The 16,475-nt window shown below is 62.5% G+C and carries 16 protein-coding genes and 1 pseudogene; 10 read left to right on the plus strand and 7 right to left on the minus strand.

Features of this window, described 5'->3' with window-relative positions; genetic code table 11:
* Window positions 1-92 precede the first annotated feature (92 nt).
* Window positions 93-4,580, plus strand: coding sequence for a hypothetical protein (locus tag EYF70_RS13430; protein WP_131145858.1), 4,488 nt, complete (start codon window positions 93-95; stop codon window positions 4,578-4,580).
* 273 nt (window positions 4,581-4,853) lie between these two features.
* On the opposite strand, the gene EYF70_RS13435 is transcribed toward EYF70_RS13430, so the two are convergent.
* Window positions 4,854-5,633, minus strand: coding sequence for a helix-turn-helix domain-containing protein (locus EYF70_RS13435; RefSeq protein ID WP_165497661.1), 780 nt, complete (start codon window positions 5,631-5,633; stop codon window positions 4,854-4,856).
* Between the two features lie 86 nt (window positions 5,634-5,719).
* On the opposite strand from EYF70_RS13435, the gene EYF70_RS13440 reads away from it, so the two are divergent.
* From EYF70_RS13440 to EYF70_RS13455, 4 genes are all read left to right on the plus strand, one after another.
* The gene (locus EYF70_RS13440; RefSeq protein WP_131145860.1) at window positions 5,720-6,286 is read left to right on the plus strand and encodes a hypothetical protein; all 567 of its coding nucleotides are present in this window, start codon (window positions 5,720-5,722) and stop codon (window positions 6,284-6,286) included.
* A 181-nt stretch (window positions 6,287-6,467) separates the two neighbouring features.
* On the plus strand, window positions 6,468-7,433 hold the full coding sequence (locus EYF70_RS13445) for a fatty acid desaturase (protein WP_131145861.1): 966 nt from the start codon (window positions 6,468-6,470) through the stop codon (window positions 7,431-7,433).
* On the plus strand, window positions 7,430-8,227 hold the full coding sequence (locus tag EYF70_RS13450; RefSeq protein WP_131145862.1) for a phosphate/phosphite/phosphonate ABC transporter substrate-binding protein: 798 nt from the start codon (window positions 7,430-7,432) through the stop codon (window positions 8,225-8,227). The genes EYF70_RS13445 and EYF70_RS13450 overlap by 4 nt, the downstream gene beginning before the upstream one ends.
* Before the next feature lie 202 nt (window positions 8,228-8,429).
* Window positions 8,430-9,014, plus strand: a complete 585-nt coding sequence (locus tag EYF70_RS13455; protein ID WP_131145863.1) for a DUF6624 domain-containing protein — start codon at window positions 8,430-8,432, stop codon at window positions 9,012-9,014.
* A 188-nt stretch (window positions 9,015-9,202) separates the two neighbouring features.
* On the opposite strand, the gene EYF70_RS13460 is transcribed toward EYF70_RS13455, so the two are convergent.
* The 3 genes and pseudogenes from EYF70_RS13460 to EYF70_RS32005 all read right to left on the minus strand — a co-directional run.
* A complete protein-coding gene (locus EYF70_RS13460; RefSeq protein WP_131145864.1) occupies window positions 9,203-9,616 on the minus strand; it encodes a hypothetical protein in 414 nt (137 codons plus the stop codon).
* Between the two features lie 9 nt (window positions 9,617-9,625).
* Window positions 9,626-10,249, minus strand: coding sequence for a TipAS antibiotic-recognition domain-containing protein (locus tag EYF70_RS13465; protein WP_229420849.1), 624 nt, complete (start codon window positions 10,247-10,249; stop codon window positions 9,626-9,628).
* Between the two features lie 12 nt (window positions 10,250-10,261).
* Window positions 10,262-10,408, minus strand: a pseudogene (locus EYF70_RS32005) (MerR family transcriptional regulator); the annotation flags it as partial.
* Between the two features lie 687 nt (window positions 10,409-11,095).
* Between EYF70_RS32005 and EYF70_RS13470 the strand changes: the two are divergent.
* Window positions 11,096-12,301, plus strand: coding sequence for an acyltransferase family protein (locus tag EYF70_RS13470; protein WP_131145866.1), 1,206 nt, complete (start codon window positions 11,096-11,098; stop codon window positions 12,299-12,301).
* A gap of 83 nt (window positions 12,302-12,384) precedes the next feature.
* On the opposite strand, the gene EYF70_RS13475 is transcribed toward EYF70_RS13470, so the two are convergent.
* Complete coding sequence (locus EYF70_RS13475; protein WP_131145867.1) at window positions 12,385-12,795, minus strand: hypothetical protein; 411 nt, start codon at window positions 12,793-12,795, stop codon at window positions 12,385-12,387.
* A 138-nt stretch (window positions 12,796-12,933) separates the two neighbouring features.
* Complete coding sequence (locus EYF70_RS13480) at window positions 12,934-13,545, minus strand: tyrosine-type recombinase/integrase (RefSeq protein ID WP_229420910.1); 612 nt, start codon at window positions 13,543-13,545, stop codon at window positions 12,934-12,936.
* Between the two features lie 258 nt (window positions 13,546-13,803).
* Between EYF70_RS13480 and EYF70_RS13485 the strand changes: the two genes are divergently transcribed.
* The 4 genes from EYF70_RS13485 (at window position 13,804) to EYF70_RS32050 (ending at window position 15,110) form a co-directional block, all read left to right on the plus strand.
* Window positions 13,804-14,052 (plus strand): hypothetical protein, encoded by a 249-nt coding sequence (locus tag EYF70_RS13485; protein WP_131145868.1) that lies wholly within the window; start codon window positions 13,804-13,806, stop codon window positions 14,050-14,052.
* A gap of 111 nt (window positions 14,053-14,163) precedes the next feature.
* Entirely contained in the window at window positions 14,164-14,616 is a 453-nt protein-coding gene (locus EYF70_RS13490) for a hypothetical protein (RefSeq protein WP_131145869.1), read from the plus strand.
* 91 nt (window positions 14,617-14,707) lie between these two features.
* A complete protein-coding gene (locus tag EYF70_RS13495; protein WP_218943780.1) occupies window positions 14,708-15,031 on the plus strand; it encodes a DUF7668 domain-containing protein in 324 nt (107 codons plus the stop codon).
* 7 nt (window positions 15,032-15,038) lie between these two features.
* Complete coding sequence (locus EYF70_RS32050) at window positions 15,039-15,110, plus strand: hypothetical protein (protein WP_443094100.1); 72 nt, start codon at window positions 15,039-15,041, stop codon at window positions 15,108-15,110.
* A 177-nt stretch (window positions 15,111-15,287) separates the two neighbouring features.
* Here EYF70_RS32050 and EYF70_RS13500 read toward each other — a convergent pair whose 3' ends face one another.
* Entirely contained in the window at window positions 15,288-16,469 is a 1,182-nt protein-coding gene (locus EYF70_RS13500; RefSeq protein ID WP_131145870.1) for a tyrosine-type recombinase/integrase, read from the minus strand.
* Window positions 16,470-16,475 lie beyond the last annotated feature (6 nt).

The raw sequence follows: 16,475 nt of genomic DNA on the forward strand, positions 1-16,475 counted from the left end.
TGAATTGCCGGTGACATGGGCAGTAACAAGACCGGACGACATGAGCGGTCACATGCGCGGCGACATCAGCGGCGCCAGAACAGGGGGATGCTATGCAAGGCGATTTCTCGGTATTGAACTTCGATCCCCACCAGCACGAGCGCGGCGTGGACGAACCGGCCGATGGCGTGCTGCGCAATCTCAGCGGCGTGCTGCACCAGCAAGGCCGCGTGATGTCCGACGCAGACCTGACGGAGGGTGAACTGCTGGAACTGGGCTGGAACGGCCAGGCCGGACGCGACATCATCGGCGCCGGCATCTGCGCGGTGCCGGCCACGCAGCCGGAAGGCTTCAGCGTGGTGTCGGCCGTGGTCAGCGGCGGCAACGTGCTGGTATCGCTTTTGCCGGGCCACGCGTGGGCCGACGGCATCCTGACCCGGCTGGCCGGCGACGCGGCCGATCCGGCGGCACCGGTGCAGCGCCTGGCCAGCTATTTCGGCCCGCCGCTGACCACGCCGCTGCCCACGCCCGCGTCGATCGAGGACGGCGTGCGCGATGCGGTGATCCTGGAGGTGTCGGAAGAATCCATCCACGGCTTCCAGTATCCGCAGCGGCTGATCGAGCCGGCGCTGGGCGGGCCGGACACGTCGGAACGCTCGTTCGTGAATTTCCGCATCCGGCTGCTGCGCCTGGAACCCGGCGAGGATTGCCTGTCGATCCGCGGCCGGCTGGCGGACGACCCGGCATCGAAGGGCCGGCTGACGGCTTCGCTGGCCCCGGTGGTCGCCATCGCCGGCGACTGCCCGGTGGTGGGTGGCGGCGGCTACACGGGCTTCGAGCACAACCTGTATCGCATCGAAGTGGCCGACGTGCCGCCCGCCACGCCGCCCCGCTTCAAGTGGAGCCAGTGGAATGGCGGCCTGGTGGGCCGCGGCAGGTTCGAGACGGGCACCAATCCCGATCGCATCATCCTCGATGCGGGCCGCGCCCCGATCGTGCATTCCGGGCTGACCGAGTTCTACCTGGAAGCGCTCGAATACGATGAACTGATCGGCGCCTGGCAGGTCGTCTATGGCACGCTGGCCACGCTGAACACGGACCACGACCTGGAGCTGGCCGCGCCAGCCACCTTCGGTACCCTGCCGGCCACCACGGAACCGGTGTTCATCCGGCTGTGGAACGGCATCGCCAATATCGCCGATTTCCCCGACGTGGCCAACCCGGCCGAGCTGCGCGACGGTATCCGTCTCGCCTTCGACGCGCCGGCGGCCGGCAACTACCGGCCCGGCGACTACTGGACATTCACGGTGCGCGCCGGCGAAATCGCCAACCCGCAGGTGCTGGTCGACGACGCCCCGCCCACCGGCATCGTGTACCACCGCGTGCCGCTGGCCGAATTGAACTGGACCGGCCCGCGCAACAACTTCGTGCCCGTCATCGAGGACTGCCGCCACCGCTTCGGCGCGCTGACCCGCAAGACCTGCTGCACTTTCCTGATCGGCGACGGTGTGCGCACCTTCGGCGACTTCAATTCGCTGGAGGTGGCGGCCATGCACCTGCCCGCGGCCGGCGGCGAACTGTGCCTGCTGCCCGGCCTGCACCGCGCCAACCTGCGCCTGGAGGGTCGCCGCGACATCACGATCCACGGCTGCTCGCGCCGCACGGCGATCCTGCCGCGCACGGAAACACGCTTCCAGCCGATTTTCCATTTCGTCGACTGCAGCGGCATCCGCGTGCACACCGTCGACCTGCTCACCCTCGACGGTATCGACATCCTGATCGACGCCAGCCGCGATGTGCGGATCGACGCCACGCGCATGCTGGGCCGGCTGCACTGCATCCGCGCCAATGCCTCGGCCGGACTCCACATCGACAACAACCGCCTGCACCTGCTCGATACCGCCGAGGGGCTGACGACGATCTCGCTGGAAGCGGACGACAGCCTCGTCGAGCGCAACACGCTCGTGCTGCTGCCGTTTACGGACAGGCCGGATCGTCCGGACGGACCCGACGACGATCCCACGCGCGACCCCGCCGACCCATGCGCCAGGCCGGAGGTGCTGTACCGCCACCCGCACCTGGTGCTGGCGTATGCCCAGGCGGCATGGACCTACGTGCTCGCGCTGCTTGTGCTGCGCCAGCCTTACCGGGCGCTGGGCGGCATCCACCTGCGGGTCGGCTGCGAGCGGGTGCGCCTGCTGGAAAACGAGATCACCGGCGGGGCCGGCGACGGCATCGTGCTGGGCGGCGACCTCGATCCGCCGCCGCCGCCAAATCCGGAACCGGTGCCGGACGACGATCCCCCAGTCGCAGTGAATGTGGTCGAGCGCGGCCAGTTCCGCGGCATCGTGCAGGACGAAGCCGGAACGGCGCTGGCCGGCGTCCCCGTGTATGTGGGGCCGACCGTCGACGAAGCCCGCCTGGCGCCGAGCGGCACGGACGGCCGGCTCGGCATCGCGACGAAGCCGGGCCCGAACCTGCTGGCCGTCGCGCCATCCTTCCGCATCGTCAGGGTGACCCCGGTGACAGAACGGAACGGCATCCTGCACGTGATCGTCGTCGCGCCGCGCCAGCAGGACCGCGCGGCACCGGCCCGCTTCCTGCACGAGATCACCATCGAAGCCAACAAGGTCACGCTGATGGGATTGTCCGGCATCGGCTTCGCGCTGCGCGCAGGGGCCAGGCTGGCGACCCGCGGCGAAGCAGCGCCGGCGGGAACGCCGAAGGAAAACCTGCTGGCCCAGGTGGATGCGGCGCTGTTCAATCTCGCGCTGGCGCCGCTGCTGCGCGCCACCCATCCGGTGCGCGACCTGGTGATCCTGAATAACCGGCTCTATCGCAACCTGCGCAATCCCTTCACGGATGCGATGCTGGAGCAGGCCCAGGAAATCGGCCGCGGCGGCATTTCGCTGGCGATCGTCGATTCGCTGTTCATCGCGGGCAATCATGTCACCGAGAATGGCGCCAGCGCGGCCGATCCGGCGTGCGGCGTGTTCATCGGCTGGGGCAACGACGTGGAAATCACCGACAATACGCTGACCGCCAACGGCGCCACCACCGCCGGCTTCGAGGACAACCGCCGCGCCGGGCTGCGTGGCGGCATCTACCTGCGCTTTGCGGGCGCGCTCAGCGAAAAACTGTCCGCCTCCAGCGGCCGCAAGCCGGCATTGCGCGTGCATGACAACCGTGTCGACCAGCCGGCCGGGCGGGCCCTCACGGCGTTCGCGTTCGGTCCCGTGTCGGTCGCCAACAACCACTTCAGCAGCGAGTTCACGGGGCGCTTCGGCTTCATCGACGCGGCGTTCGGCTGCGTGCTGATCGTCAACCTGGGCGGCATCCACCGGCTGATCGCCCGGCTGCTGGGCGACCAGCTGGAGAACCCGGGCAACTACAGCGTGCAGGCCGAACGTTCGCTGCCGGGCGGAGAAACACTCTATGACGACAACTTCGCCCGGCTCGATACCGTCAACCGCTCGCTGATGTCGCAAGCCATCCTGTGCATGGACGACGTGAGCTATGCCAGCAACACCAGTTCCGTGATGCGGCGCGAACCCTTCTTCTGCAATACGGTGCTGATCGGCGATACCGTGCGGGCCACCGGCGGCCGCCTGCGCGAAGAGGCCGTGCGCACGCTGTCGATGCTGAGCCTGGGGTTGCGGGGCAATATGACGGCGTTGAACCAGGCCGACCATTGCATCTTCGCTTTCCCGCCCAGGACCGGCCCGCACGTGCCGCAGACCGTCGACGCGCCCAATCACATTTTCGATCCGTCCTTCTGCCGCAATGCCACCGGGGGGCAGACCACCGTGGGCACGTTCGCCGCGCCGGCGCTGGCGGCGCATGCCGGTCAACTGGGCGGCACGATCGAGGCCGATGCCTTGCCCGAACGCGAACTGGCGCCGCTGGCCAGGCGCTATACGGTGGCCTCAGTCACCCATGTCGCCACCACGCAGGCGGCGCTGACACGCGCCTACCAGGCCGAGACGCTGCACCTGGAGGCCAAGCTGGGCGCCGACCACCCGAAGGTGCTGGAGCTCAAGGCGCAGACCGAGGGTGCCATGGCCACGCTGCAGGTGCTGGCCGTCTCGTCCGCCGCCGTGTCGCCACAGGCACCGCCGGACGGCAAGGGCTCGTCGCTGGGCGGCCAGCTGGTGGATGCCGCGAACCATGGCCAGCCCGGCCATGTCATCGAACTGGCGGACGCCAACGGCGCGAAGGCGGCAAGCGTCGGCGCCACCGACGGCAACGGCAACTTCGCCACCACCTTCGATGGCGAAGAAACCGCCCGCCTGGAGCAACTCGGCAAGCTGCTGCCGCGCGTGCTGGACGCCACTGGCAAGGTCGTGTTGACGAGCCAGGATGCCGTGACGCTGTCCCCTGGCGCGGATGTGCGCATCACGCTCGTGCTGCCACGGCAGCCCGGGCGCACGCCGCTGTCCAAGCTGAAGCTCGACGCCGCCCTGGAACAGCAGCTGCGCAAGGGAGGAATCGACGACGTGGAGGAAATCCTGGAAACCGACAAGGACGTGCTGGCCGAACTGGCCGGCGGCGTGGACGCGGCGGAACAGCTGACGGCGCTGGCGCGGCGGATATTAGGCTGAAGCGCCCTGCAGGTGGCAATGCAGGCGGAACTCGGCTGGATCGCCCGGCAGGTACTAATGCCGTTAAATTAAGCGCTATGCAGTACGTTTGAAGTGCATGCCTTCACCCCAACGTCGAAAGGCTGGGGTCAGACCCCGCCGGGGTGAAGCAGGGGTTTCGCGAAGCATGCTTCGCGCCTGCATAACGGTCCTGGCATGCATGCCAGGACTCCCTCCTGACCCCGGAATTTGCACTTGGGGTGGGCTTATCTCAGCGGCATTGCCGGCAGGCCCTCACCGCCAGCAGCGGAACAGCCAGTAGCTTTCGTCGCGCGCCTGCCGGTCGATCAGCTCGGCCGGGGCGGTTCCGGCCAGCTTGCGGCATTCGCGGCCGAGGTGGGGCTGGTCGGAAAAGCCACTGGCACCGGCCAGGGTGGCCCAGTGCAGCGCGCCATGTGCGGCGGCTTCGCGGGCGTCGAGCAGTGCCGTTTCCAGGCGCTCGGCGCGGCGCAGCGCCCGCAACGACTGGCCGGTGGCTTGCCGGACCTTGCGTTCCACCTGGCGTTCGCACAGCCGGTCGAATCCTGCCGCTTCCCGTAACCGGTGCAGCCAGTTGACCTGGGGTGCCAAAGCGGTTTCGCCGTTGGCGGCGAGGAATGCCGACATACAGGCCACCCGGACGCTGTCATCGCCGGCCGCGGCAATGTCGTCCAGGAGTGTGTGCCACGCCGCCGGCAGCAGGTCACGCGCGGGCAGCAGGCGGTCGGCAAGGCTGGCCGGTGCAAGCCCGGCCAGGCGCGCGAAGGCGTCGGGGAAGAAGACCACGGTAAACGCGTGAATGCGCCCGGCACTGAAGGTGCTCGCCGGCCGGGTGAACGGGCCACCGACGACAATGGCGTCGAGCGCGGGCGCCTCCGACGACACGCCGTTATGGACCGTGCCCGACAGGAACCACGTGACGGTGCAGAACGGCTGCGCCGGGAAGCGGTTCAGGTGCGCGGCCGAGCCGATGCCGGTGTCGCGCCGGATGTACGCGCGTACCGCGGTGCCGTGCCCGGGAGGCGGCAGCAGCACGCCGGTCTCCGCATGTCGGAATCGTTCAAGACCGGGGCCTGGCGCCGTCATACGATGCCTCCATCCCCATGACCGGAAACCATCCCATGCCCGACCGCCCCGCCCTCCAGGCACTCCACCGCTGTTCCGGCCTCTTGCTGGCCGCGTTCGTGTGCATTCATCTCGTCAACCATGCCTTGCTGGCCATCGATGCGGCCAGCGCGTTTGCCTTCATGGACGTCTTTCGGCGCATCTACCGCCAGCCGCTGGTGGAAGCGCTGCTGCTGGCTGCGGTGCTGGCGCAGCTGGCGACGGGGCCCATGCTGGCCCGGCGTCGCACCACGAGCGCCGGCCGTGCCGGACTGCTCGCCGCGGCCAGTGGCTATTATCTGTTGTTTTTCCTGCTCGTGCATGTGGCTGCCGTCCTGTGGGGCCGGCTGGGCCTGGGGCTCGATACCGATATCAGCTTCGCCGCGGCGGGCTTGCAGGCATGGCCCTCCATCGCTTTCTTCTTGCCCTACTATTTCCTGGCGGTGGCGGCCTTCTGCCTGCATGCGGGACTCGGCATCGGCCGCTTGTTCGCTATGCCGCCGTGCACGGCCGCGCTGGTGTCCGGCGCGGCGGGCGCACTGGCCGGCACGGCGATCGTGGGCGGGATGCTGGCGCTGCCCTAATGCCGAAACACGCATAAGCACGCACGTTAATCTTCGTGTTCAACTGGCTTGACTGTTCCTTATACTTTTTCCACTCGTGGCGAAGGTCGCCATATGTGAAACTCGCATAAGGAAAAATGATGAAGCAGCACCTGCCCGGTTCTCGCCCGCCGCACATCCGCAATTGCCCCGCGAGGCCAGTGTGAGCGCCGGTCCGAATCGTGCAGAGTACCTCGATGACGCCCACCGGCACCAGGTTGCCGCCGAGCGCGCACGGCCTCTGTGGCTGGCCGAGTGGCCGACCTGGCTGCTGATCGCGGTCATCCACGGCGGCTGGCTGCTCACGCTCGCGGGCTGGCAATCGCTCGGTGCACCGCTCGGCACGGTGCTGATGATCTGGTGGTGCGCGTGGTACCTGTCGCTGCAGCACGAGCTGATCCACGGCCACCCGACCCGCTGGCCCGCCGTGAACCGCCTGTTCGGGCTGGCGCCGCTGGCAGTCTGGTATCCGTACCGCCTGTACCGGGACAGCCACCTGCAGCATCACGTCGATGCCCACCTGACGCTGCCGGCCCTCGATACCGAAAGCTATTACGTGGCGCCGGCCGAATGGGCCAGCATGAGCGCGCCGCTGCGCCGGCTGTACTGGTTCAACAAGACGTTCGCCGGGCGCCTGCTGATCGGGCCGGCGATCTCGATCGCGACCATGCTGGCTGAGGCGGTGCGCCAGCCGCTGCGCGGCGACTGGCGCTACGTGCCGATGTGGCTCGGACACACCGCCATGCTGGCCGCGCTGCTGTGGTGGATCGACCGCAGCTTCGGCGTGACACCAGTGTATTACCTGCTGGCGATCGCCTATCCGGCGCAATCGTTGTCGATGATCCGCTCGTACTACGAGCACCGGCCCGCCGCGCAGCACAAGCAGCGCATCGTGCTGAACGAAGCGGGGCCCGTACTGCGGCTGCTGTTCCTGAACAATAACCTGCACCTGGTGCACCACGACCTGCCGTCGCTGCCCTGGTATCTGCTGCCCCGCGTGTACCGGGCGCGGCGCGCCGCCTACCAGGCCCGCAGCGGCGGGTTCCACGTGCGGGGATACGCCGGCCTGATGCGCCGTTACGGCTTGCGCCCTGTCGACGCGCCGGTCCACCCGGGAGTGCCGACATGACTTGGCGTGCCGCCCTGCCGATGTACAACGTCTCGCCCCGGCTTCGGGAGGGATACAATGCCCTGCTGGAAGCCCTGTTGGTGGAGGCCGACGTAACCGCCGCGGTCGAGCTGGTCGACGACCCCGGCACGCTGCTGGACTTCTGGCGCCGGCCCGACCTGCTGGTATCGCAAGCCTGTGGCTACCCGTACCTGGTGGCATTGCGCGGCCATGCCACGCTGCTCGCCACGCCCTGCTTCGACGTCCCCGGCTGCACCGGCAGCGACTATTCCAGCGTGCTGGTGGCACGCGCCGGCAGCGGCATCCGTACGCTGGAGGATGCGCGCGGCAAGGTCGCCGCCGTGAACGAGCGGCATTCGAACAGCGGGATGAACGCACTGCGGCATGCGGTGGCGCCGCTGGCCCGGGACGGGCGCTTCTTCGGCGCCATCGAATGGTCCGGCAGCCATGCCGCCAGCGTGCGCCTGGTGCGCGAGGGTGTGGCGGACGTAGCCGCGATCGACTGCGTCACGCATGCCTACCTTCAGCAGGAATATCCTGCCGCCCTGGCCGGCGTGGCAGCGCTAGGTTCTACGGCTGCTTCGCCCGGCTTGCCGCTGATCGCCGGCAGTGCCGTGCCACATTCCTTGGTACGGCAATTGCGCGGCGCGCTGCTGGACCCGGGTCCGCGCTTGCGAGAGGCGATGAGCGCCCTGCGCATACGGGGCTTTGCCCATCGCGGCGTGAGCGATTACGCCAGGATCGCCGGACTGGAACGGGACGCTGCCCACCACGGCTACGCCGAACTGCGCTGAATCAACGCGATCATCCGCATGGTCGTCAGTGTCTTTTTCTCCACTATCCCAGCACCTTTCCGGGCCCGGTTTCAGGCCGCGTCTTCAACGAAGCAACCGTGTGTGCTGAGCGGTATTGCCGCTGGCAAAGCGTGGCGACTTCTGTCGTGTTTAAGAGACTTGTGGCAGACTTACACTAATTAGTTGCCAGAAGGATACTTTCATGACGAAAGCTTCGGGATTGTTTTGTCTCCTGTTAGTGGCCGCACCTCTTCATGGTGCCGAGACGCCGGCCCGGCCCGACCTGCGAGAGGAACTACTGCGCATGCGCGCAGAAGACCAGCGCGCACGCGGCGTGGGTGGCGTCATGGATCCGCAGGCAATGGGACGCGTGGATGCGGCAAATACGGCCCGGCTCAAGGAGATCGTCGCACAGGTTGGCTGGCCAACCATCTCGCTGGTCGGTGGCGACGCAGCGGGAGCTGCCTGGTTGCTGGCCCAGCATGCAGACCAGGACCGGGCGTTCCAGGTCGACGTACTGGCGCGGATCGAGAAACTGCTCGACTCCGGCGAAGCCACCCGCAAAGAATATGCTTACCTGTATGACCGTGTCCATGAACCGCAGCGGTATGGCACCCAGGGCACCTGCCTGGACTCTACCCGATGGGTGCCACGTCCGATCGAGAACGAGCGCGACGTGGACGAACGTCGCGCCGAGGTCGGCCTGCCAACGATGGCCGAGTACATTGCGATTGTCTCCAGGATATGCGGGGAATACGCTGTGCCGGCTCCGCGCACGGGCAAATAGACTGGAAGCATACCGCACGGCTTCGTGAGTGCATATGCGATGGGGCGGCAGCTGCGCTCCGCTGGACGTCAGCAAACCGCCAAGAGCGGACCAATGATCTGCATGCGGCGTTCGCCGCTGAGGAAATTGCTATTGGACGATTGCTACCTGCTCTCGATGAGCAGGCAGCTTATCCGATCGACAATGACCTATGCTTGTTGCGAAGGCTGCTGACATGCCTGTCGCTGTCTGCGCATTTGCTTGCCCACGTTGGCTCCGGCTACCGTAGCGGGCAGCAGGTAAGCGAGGAAAGTCAGGTGGAACCAGACAGGGAATTTGGTCCAAAGGTAGACATGATTCGCGCCGAACAACAGCACGAACAATGCACCCAGCAGAAGGCCAGCATTTCCTGATCGGTCGAGGTATCCCGCGAGCATTCCCGCCGTCAGCGTTACGGCCACGCCCACCAACAAGCGCATGCAGAGCATCATTGACGAGAACTGCATGGCCGGTTCGACCAGCGCGTAACCCGGCACACCGATGCGTAGTGCCAGGTTACCAAGAGCCGCGAGGGCCATCCAGGCTATCAGGCCCACTGCAAGGCTGCTTAATGTATTTCGCATTTCGCGCCCCTATCGATCCGCTGGTCCGTGCATGGCGTCACGTGCCCTCTGCGCCGCCTGATGAAACCTGAACACTTCCGCATCGAATGGCGCGTCGACTTCGCGGTCCCATTCCTCGATGTGCTCATGCATGTTGCTGACGCCCTTCAATGCCTCCGCCGAACACGCGGCGATGTAGGGCGCAGCCAATTCATCCCATTCATCAAGGAAGGCCTGGGCAGCGGGGCTCGCTGGATCGAGTGGAAGCGCTGCCTTGATCCGCGCACTGAGCGCCTGCCACTTCTTGTCATGGGCTTCGGCATCGAAGTCGGCCGGCAGCGCTTGCACTGCTTCCCTGAACGCCAGGTTTTGCTCGGGGCTCATGTATTGGGAAGCCAATGCATCGAGTTTTACTTGAGACATCGCGTTTTCTCCTTGTCGTATCAGCGAGCAGAATGTCGCGACATCGATTGGCTCGCTGCGCTCGATGCGGGACAAAATGGATGCAAGCAACTCTCTTGCGGCGGCAACTTCGCGCTCGCGCGCCTCGAGTACCTGGATTTGGGCAGCCACGATCGAATGCAGGTCGGGGCGCGGGCCTGCAGTCATGGATTGAATTTGCGCCAGCGTTAACCCGGCACGTTTCATTGCCATGATGCGGTGTAGCGCTTCGAGCTGCGCTGTCCCGTACTGTCGGCGTCCGGAGGAATCTCGCACGGCTTGCAAAAGCCCTCGGGCTTCATAGAATCGGAGCGCCCGAGCTGTCAGCCCCGTCATTCGGGTGACTTCAGTGATGTCAAGTAGATCAGCCATAAATTCATTGTATTGCCTGACGTAACGTCAACGTCAAGCGGTAATGCGATTTATGTGGCTGGTCGAATCTGGGCCGTCGAGCGGCTTCAGCAGAAAGCGCGGCAACGTCTGCTCAGGGTCGTTTTCTGCCCTTCGTGACAATCTGCGGATTTTGCTGATCGGCAAGCTGCTATGCTGCTGCAACAGGCTGGTTTCGGCCAGAAGCCGACAGACATATACGTTAATAAAAATGAAGATAGTCGCGTATTAAGTAAGCTCAAAGTAGTTCTGGCAGCAATTTTCGGCAATGGAGATAGATCATTGTATTGCTTGCATTGCTGAAGGCCAATCGTCGTTGACCGGTACTAAGTGCGGGTTTTTCGTTGACGGGCCGGGTCCGACATTCTTCCCGTTTGTCATTATCAACAGATAACTAACAGGCCAGAGAAAAGCACCTATGCTGCTCTGCAAGCCCTAAGCAGACATGCCGTTTCAAAGATGCCTCTGTAACACGCATGGAAATTGACTACATAGAATCCCCTTATAGCCCTTCGCCACATTTCCTGTTAAAGTTGAAACGATCGCTATGGTCTTTCCGGTTCGCGGCACCCGATCATGTGATGCGACATTGAAGCATGCATAACGACAAAAAATCGTCTCTGGTTTGTCAGAGGCGGCATAAAAACAAAACTTTCATTCATCGAAAAAATGACCTATTCCATAGACGAAAATCGCTTTCATTCCCTTGATGCAGTCCGTGCTTGTGCACTCCTTGGGGGCATTCTGCTGCATGCGATCATGAATTATATGCCAGGTTATCGGGAATACAATTGGCCATGGTCCGACAACTCCACGAATGCCGGCTTGGGAATCTTGTACTTCGTCATCCATCTCTTTCGGATGTCATCGTTTTTTCTTATCGCTGGATTCTTTGCGCGGCTTCTTCACCAACGCCTGGGTACGAAAGGCCTGATAAAAAACCGCTTGAGACGCATTGGTTTGCCACTGATTGCCTTTTATTTTGTGGTCATGCCGCTCGGTTTCCTTTCTTTTATCTGGGTAACTCAGAAACTCGGCACAAGCGGAACGGGAGGAACGGCGAAGATGGAGCTTCCACCCGTCATTGGCCCGTTTGTGCCTTGGGGGCATTTATGGTTCCTTTACCTGCTACTGGTAATCTACGTATTGGTGTTAGCGGCGCGAGCAACGGTAGTAAGTTTCGATTCGGAGGGTACGCTTCGCTCCACTGTTAGCCGCCTGCTGGACTCCGCATTCAGGCTTCGAATTGCACCTTTGCTGCTGGGTGCGCCAATTGCCTTATCGCTATACCTCTCTCCTTGGTGGGTACAGTGGCAAGGAATACCCTCACCAATTATCGGGCTCGTGCCTAATTTCCCTGGATTGCTGGCGTACGGCGCGGCATTTCTCGTTGGGTGGTTCCTACACCGGGAACAGGAAAATTTACGCGTTCTTGCGTTAGATTGGCATTTGTACGCGGTAGGCGCAGTGGCAGGCACCGCCGTCGCGCTTTATGTTATCGGTATTAAGCCAACGCTCGGAATTGTCGAACTCAATAACGTAGACCGCGCCGTTTATGCCGGTGCGTACTTGTTTGCCCAATGGTGCGTAATGTTTGCTGTTATTGGATTAGCTGTGCGCTACCTTCGAGTCGCTAGCGGACGTTGGCGCTATCTCGCAGATGCATCGTATTGGATGTATCTTATGCACGCACCCATCATCTTTCTGCTGCAGACGTGGATGTTACATTGGCCGTTGCACTGGTCAGTAAAGCTTTCGATGATTCTTGCGATTACCAGTGTTCTGCTACTCACAAGCTATCACTACCTGGTACGTACAACCTTTATGGGTGTGTTTCTCAGCGGGCGAAAGTATCCTCGTCTTTCCGGCAACTGAAGCTGTTCAAGATCTATGTGGTTAAAGTTAGTAAACCTTGGTATGCATACTGTGTAAATGATTTAACACATTAATCGACACCGTCATGCAAGCATGCCAGTCCTTCTGGCAGCGAACGTCTGCTTCGGGTCGGTACCGGCCTGTCGTGACAATCGGAGGATTTTTCCGTCTGGCAAGCTGTTATCCTGCTGCGACGGGCTGGTTTCGGCCAGAAGCGGAAGTTCATCAATGATTCTCATCGCTACGGTTACTGCATTGGCTACCTCGACTAGTTGCCCTGTTTGCTCATGTTTAATCGAACGCTCGATACGCGGCGGTCTGTTTGTGGACCGGTGTATTGACTGCGGCTGGGAGTCCAGTGGTGCTTGCTCGCCTACAACCGAAGACATGCCACACTCTTCGATTACGCGTGTCAGCGTTCGATGGGAAGCCGAGAGAATGGCGCCAAGCGCTTTGAAGGTTTTACGCGAGATTTCACCGGCAGCTAAAAACATGCCTCTCGCTGAACTTGCGAAAATGATAACGAGCGGTCGTCCGTTTGAATTAGGCGTAATCATCGAACACAAGACTGGCAGCTACGCTACAAGGCTGGCAGACGTAGGGTACTTGGTAACCCAGGAATCTCTCCTTAGTTAGGTTAGCAAGTCAAAGCAACGTCCGTTTCGGGGCGCTTTCAGCCAGTCGCGAGACATTACGACCGGCTGATTTGTCATCTCGATGCCCAAGTATCGGACGGTGCTGTCCAGTTTCGTATGGCCAAGTAGCAGCTGGACGGCCCTGAGATTTTTTGTTCGCCGATAGATTAGCGTTGGCTTTGTCCTGCGCATCGTATGCGTACCGTATGCTGCTGAGTCGAGGCCGATGGCCTCGATCCATCGGTGGACAATCCGCGCGTACTGTCGTGTCGAGAGATGTGGCGAGTCCCGGACGCGACTCGGGAACAGATAATCTCCGGCCCGTAAGCCGCGTTCGCGGAGCCAATTTGACAAGCTTAGGCGAGTGCCCTTGCTCAGTTCGAACTGGACCGGTTGCTTCGTTTTCTGCTCCATGACGATTGCACATCCGCCGACTCGACCTCCTTGCGCGACGTCTTGAACTTTAAGCTGTACCAAGTCACAGCCGCGAAGCTTGCTGTCGATAGCTAGGTTGAACAGTGCAAGATCTCGGACGCATCCGAGCAGTTCAAGCCTCACTCGAATTGCCCAGATCTCCCCCAGGCGCAATGGTGCCTTCTGTCCGACCAGCTTCCCCTTGCTCCAGGGCGCGGCTGCGCCTGGAGTAACACGTCTCTCTTCACCTCCATGTTCACGTCCACAATATAGGAACTGAACTATGCAACCGGATGCAGCCGTAGCGTTGGAACGCAACCGCTAGGCTTGCAGCGGTTTGGGGAACCTGCAGTACAATCGGCTAAGACTGCTCGGCGGCGGATCGACCGACCACAACCGCCCAGAAGCAGACCTGACGTTGGTCCGAACACCTCAAATACAGAAGGATGAACTGTGGCGACAGACAGAGAAATTGCCCTTCAAGTTCAACGTTTACAGGACAGTGGAAGGGATGTGCCACTCATGCAGTTACCGGGCTACATGGAATGGTCGAAGAGGAAATTAAATGAGGGAGTTTCGGAAGCATTGATTGCCCACCTTGACGGTCTCGCAATGTTTTTATTACCAGAAGACGACCAGACGGTAGGTATCGATGAGTATGAAGAACTGCTAGAGGACCTCATTGAACAATGCGGGGAATAGTCGAGTTAAAGGTCCGCTTCGGGGCGATAGCCGTCGTACACCTGGACGGCAGCAACCAGCCAACAGCAGTCGTGGCGTTTCTGTTGCGATATCAAGGCTCTATTTTTTCTTATGAGTTATTCAATCCAGGCCTTCGTCGCTCTGCAGGGCACTTTTAACGCCGATCCGTCCAATGGACTGGCAGTGATCCGGCTCGATGCTGGAGTGGAGATCATCCCGATCGGAAGCACGGCACGTAAGCTCTACGGCATCCCATTTTTGCCACTCACGGATGAAGGTAGCGAGGAGTTGCCAGCGGCCATATTGAAACTGCACTCGACGCTGGGTTCTCAATGGCCCAGTGCCTATATCGAGGCGGAATTCTTCGGCGGAAGTGGCGCGCAAGCTCATGTTCTGATTTCAAAAAACGGTGCAGGCGCTGGTGTCAACATCTCAGACAACGCTATCAATGATGCTCTTGCCTGGCTTGGTGTGCGGCCGCGCGATGGTAAAGACCGATTCGATACAGTTGGGCTTGGGAAGCATCGAGAAACTGATGGCTGGTTAGCAAGCTACGATCAGTAACGACCGCTTTGGGGCGACAGCCGACACGCACTTTACGGCAGCAACCAACCCGAAGCAGGACTGCGGCAAGTACACAACAGGATTCCCAGCCATGCCAACGCATCCGCAAGACGAAGACATGACTGGCCAGGTCATCAAAGATTCCGAGCGCGAAGGGCCGATACCGTCAGCATGGCGTCCAATCCTGAAGAGCATCGTCGATGCATTCGTTCGCCAGGACTACGGCCTTTTGACCGGGATCCCTGGCGTCGCTCCATTGCCCGAACAGACAGCCAGGCAGATTCGCGAATACATCGAAGAGTACGGAGCAACGCTGATCCCTTTGCCAGAAGAATCATGGGCGTCCTCGGTTTGTATCCGGATGAAGGATCACTGGGACGCTGGTCGATCTCTGGACCGAGGAAGAAGGTCGTAGTGACCTTGTGCTTCAGGTCCGCGTTCGTGAAGGGGACGGTGGCTGTTCCGTCACTGTACATATGGTCTACGTACCGTGATCAATTGAAACTCTGCAAGGAGAATGGCCGCGGTCCGGGCAGCAAGATGACGGCTGCATTCGCAATTGGACCGATGCCACGGCCCAGGCACTTCCTCCCGATAGGGTTTGGACCTTTTTGCCAGGCACACGTTAGCCGGGACTAATGATCAACTCCCGGCCCGACCATCGGCAGGATTCAAAGAACATTCTTCCCGGCGACGGACGCCATGATCTCGTCATGCCGCTCGTTGTCGGTCTTGTGCAGGTAGGCAGCGGTGGTGGAGATGCTCGCATGCCCTGCCGTCTCCTGCAGCGTCTTCAGCTGCACGCCATTGTTGGCGTGATTGGTGAGCATGCTGTGGCGCAGCCAGTGCGTGGAGGCTTGCCGCAGTTGGGCCGCCGAGTCGCTATCGCCGCGCGCGGCGGCCGCGCTGGCCGCCGCAGTGAATACGGCTTTCAATGCTTCGGAAGCCGCTTCGTCGGTAATGCGCTGCAAGCCCTTGCCGCGGCTGGACAGCACCAGCGGCGTGGTATCGGTGCGCCCGGTCTGCGGCAACAGGCCGAAGGCGGTGCGGTAGCGCCGGAAGGCATCGAGCATGTCCGCCGGCACGGGCAGCCGGCGCGGCTTGCGGCCCTTCCCGACCACGTCCATCCACCAGCGGCCATTGCCTTCGCTGTAGATCGCTCCCATGCCGGCGCCGACGATCTCGTTCAGGCGCGCCCCCGTATGCGCGTAGGCGATCAGCAGGAAGCGGTCGCGCTCGCGCCGGCGCAGCGCCGCCGGCGTTTCGGCCGGCCGCGTTTCCACGGTGGCGAGCGCCAGGCCGATCGCTTCCTGCGTGAGGTAGCGCGTGATGCGGCTGGCGCTTGCGGTCCGCACGTTCTTTACCAGCGCGCCCGGATCGCGGCGCAGGTAGCCGGTCTGCTCGGCGAATGCCAGCAAGCCTTTCACGGCGATCATCGCCTGGCGCCGGCTGGCATCGGACAGCGGGCCCGAGAACGGGCGATAGCGCTCGTCGCTGCGCGGCCACTTGGTCGTGGAGATCCAGTCCGCCGGCGGCGCCTTGAGGAACTCCTTGTAGGCGTTCAGGTCCGCCACGCCCAGCTGGCGCAGCGACTTGCCGGCTTCCTCGCGGCACCACGTAAGAAAGCGGTACAGCTCTTTCTGCGTGTTGGCCACCGACTTCGGGCGCAGCTCGCCGTGGCTGATGTACTCGCGGGCGATTTCACTGTCCGTGCGGGCATCGGTCAGCACGTCTTCGGGGATGTCGCGCCACGCTTCCGGGTCGATATCGCGCAGGGCCAGCCCACCATGGCCGCGTGCAGCGCGCGAATGCGGGTCGAACGGTTGCAGGTCGATTGGCGCGAATTTGCTCATCACGAA

This window comes from Pseudoduganella albidiflava (assembly GCF_004322755.1).
In the GTDB taxonomy this organism is placed as follows: Bacteria; Pseudomonadota; Gammaproteobacteria; order Burkholderiales; family Burkholderiaceae_D; genus Rugamonas; species Rugamonas albidiflava.

What these genes read in the sequence shown, in the direction of transcription:
- EYF70_RS13470 (WP_131145866.1), top strand. Translation starts at nt 11,096, where the DNA reads ATGACCTATTCCATAGACGAAAATCGCTTTCATTCCCTTGATGCAGTC.
- EYF70_RS13500 (WP_131145870.1), bottom strand. Translation starts at nt 16,469, where the DNA reads ATGAGCAAATTCGCGCCAATCGACCTGCAACCGTTCGACCCGCATTCG.
- EYF70_RS13475 (WP_131145867.1), bottom strand. Translation starts at nt 12,795, where the DNA reads ATGTTTTTAGCTGCCGGTGAAATCTCGCGTAAAACCTTCAAAGCGCTT.
- EYF70_RS13450 (WP_131145862.1), top strand. Translation starts at nt 7,430, where the DNA reads ATGACTTGGCGTGCCGCCCTGCCGATGTACAACGTCTCGCCCCGGCTT.
- EYF70_RS13465 (WP_229420849.1), bottom strand. Translation starts at nt 10,249, where the DNA reads ATGGCAATGAAACGTGCCGGGTTAACGCTGGCGCAAATTCAATCCATG.
- EYF70_RS13490 (WP_131145869.1), top strand. Translation starts at nt 14,164, where the DNA reads ATGAGTTATTCAATCCAGGCCTTCGTCGCTCTGCAGGGCACTTTTAAC.
- EYF70_RS13460 (WP_131145864.1), bottom strand. Translation starts at nt 9,616, where the DNA reads ATGCGAAATACATTAAGCAGCCTTGCAGTGGGCCTGATAGCCTGGATG.
- EYF70_RS13495 (WP_218943780.1), top strand. Translation starts at nt 14,708, where the DNA reads ATGCCAACGCATCCGCAAGACGAAGACATGACTGGCCAGGTCATCAAA.
- EYF70_RS13440 (WP_131145860.1), top strand. Translation starts at nt 5,720, where the DNA reads ATGCCCGACCGCCCCGCCCTCCAGGCACTCCACCGCTGTTCCGGCCTC.
- EYF70_RS13430 (WP_131145858.1), top strand. Translation starts at nt 93, where the DNA reads ATGCAAGGCGATTTCTCGGTATTGAACTTCGATCCCCACCAGCACGAG.
- EYF70_RS13455 (WP_131145863.1), top strand. Translation starts at nt 8,430, where the DNA reads ATGACGAAAGCTTCGGGATTGTTTTGTCTCCTGTTAGTGGCCGCACCT.